Here is a 1927-nt window from a genome sequence, read left to right as displayed (position 1 = left end):
GGATCGCCGCAGTGATCGTGGATGGTGCGGCCAAGTCGATGGACCTGGGCAATGGCTTGCAGGTGATAACCCGGAAGTTTGCGCGGGATCTGCGGATGAAGCTCTGGAGGAAGTTCCTGGGGGAGGAGATCCAACCGTTGCCGGAGAAGAAGCAGAAGCCCTACAGCGGTGTTGGATCTGCAGCATTGTATCTGCCTTGGTTCAATGTTGAGTGCCCCAGTATCAGGATCGAGAGCCCGGCGAGTCCCGCTACGTGGAAGGGGATTAGGGTGCGAGCGGATTCCAACGCGACCGCGTACGAGCGCGTTTTTACCAACGTCCCCCGCAATTCGTTTCGGCGGTACGATGCCGTATTCGGTGGGTTTCCGTCTGCGGGTCTGAGTGATGATGGTCGCATCAGGCGAATACTGTATGCACAACCACCAGACCTTCAGGAACAATTCATGGCAGAGCCAAGCATTGTGAATGACTATGTGACCAGCGCGGTGGGACGGCTCAATGTGGAAAAAGCCATGAAGGCGCTGAAGGCGGGCGAATCACGCGTCAAAGGCTTTTGGGTGGAAATGCCGCTTTTGTGGGGCAGCGGCATGGATGACCCCGCTGCAACAATGCCTAACGAAATCATCGCAGCGCTGCCCCGCGGGACTGGCCTGCGTGGAGGTGCGATGCTGGCGAGACAAAGTGTCGACGAAGGACATGGAGAGCAGGCTTGAACAGATTTACTGTCGCTAGGGTCATGGCCTTTTTCGGTGCAGTATCCTGCGCAAGCGCTGCCTTTGCTGACTGTGCGCCGATGAATAGCGGCGTGCGTGCATCGCCGGATAGAAATGTAATGATCCGCTTCAGTCCGGAACCCATTGATCTATTCCATATAAGTCTGAGTCGAGCGAACGAGGTCGCGCCATTCATCCGCATTGGCGTCTATCCGGAGGTCGCAAGATTGGAGAACAGGCCTTTCAGTTCCGAAGGTGGAACGATCTTCTATCTGGAGTCGGGCCCTCAAGGGCCAAGGCTCTGCCGGGTGGAGGAGTGGAAGCGAAGGGAGCACAAGGTGAGTGGCGATGATGCGAGCTCGCATCCTGCAATCCAGCGGATTCTCCCGTACTTCGAACTTCGGCAAGTTCGCACCATTCACTATGATCTGTCTGGTCGACTTGTATCCAGTCGAAAGATTGATGTAAATGGGCGTGGTAGCACAATTTTCTGTGCGCTCTATGATAAGGAAGGCAGAATTGAAGTGGCAAATGAAAGCTCGGAGACGGATGTTTCAGATAGGCCCAGCTTTCAGTGTTCGCAGCTTCGCGATGAGCCTGTAAAGAAGGTTACTAGGTACTTCGCCTATCGACCTGATGGATTCTTGGCTTCGGATATGACCAAGATGGCTACGCGCAAGCCTGGGGAGGGCGCGGGCCAAGAGGATGTCGGTTTTGGGGCCGAAGTCACGGATGGTGCCTGGTACGCACAAGGAGATTATTACTTCAACGGTGCCAACTTCCACCACCTCGTCGGTGCATCGTTTCAGATGAGCGACAAGCGCGGGCTTACCGGTATTCAGAGTGCATCCTTTGCCATCGCTTCGTCCGACGCGACACCCATCTTTGAGCAGCGCAGTCGAGATGAGGGTAGGGAGTTGAACTATACCTTTCCTGGAGAGCGTGTATCTCCAGACGTGTTGAAGGGGCAGTTTGACGGCGTGATTGCGTATACGCGTGTTCGTGAGTATTTCCACCGCACTGGGCAGCGCGTCTTCGAGATTTTCGCTCCTGGCGCAAAGTACCCCCGTGAACGTCAGTGGCGCAGGCTGGATCTGAATCGTCAGGAGAACTACGACGCAAAGGGCAAGCTCACGCGGGTGATCCTGTCCGGTCCGGTATCCGACGACGACGGCTACTCCGAGAACCTGCGCGCCTACGCCGAGAAGGGTGTT

The 1927-nt window shown here is 56.0% G+C and carries 1 protein-coding gene and 1 pseudogene; both read left to right on the top strand.

Translation table 11 applies throughout. From position 1 onward, the window contains the following. Positions 1-713: pseudogene (locus AC5YGJ_RS20310) on the top strand (phospholipase D-like domain-containing protein); the annotation flags it as partial. Continuing rightward, positions 710-1927 (top strand): hypothetical protein (locus AC5YGJ_RS20305; RefSeq protein WP_496187562.1); only part of this gene is annotated, 1218 nt, incomplete at its 3' end. The pseudogene AC5YGJ_RS20310 and the gene AC5YGJ_RS20305, both read left to right, overlap by 4 nt.

The organism is Stenotrophomonas sp. CS3K5, from assembly GCF_059515225.1.
This window is presented reverse-complemented; position numbering and strand designations above follow the sequence as displayed.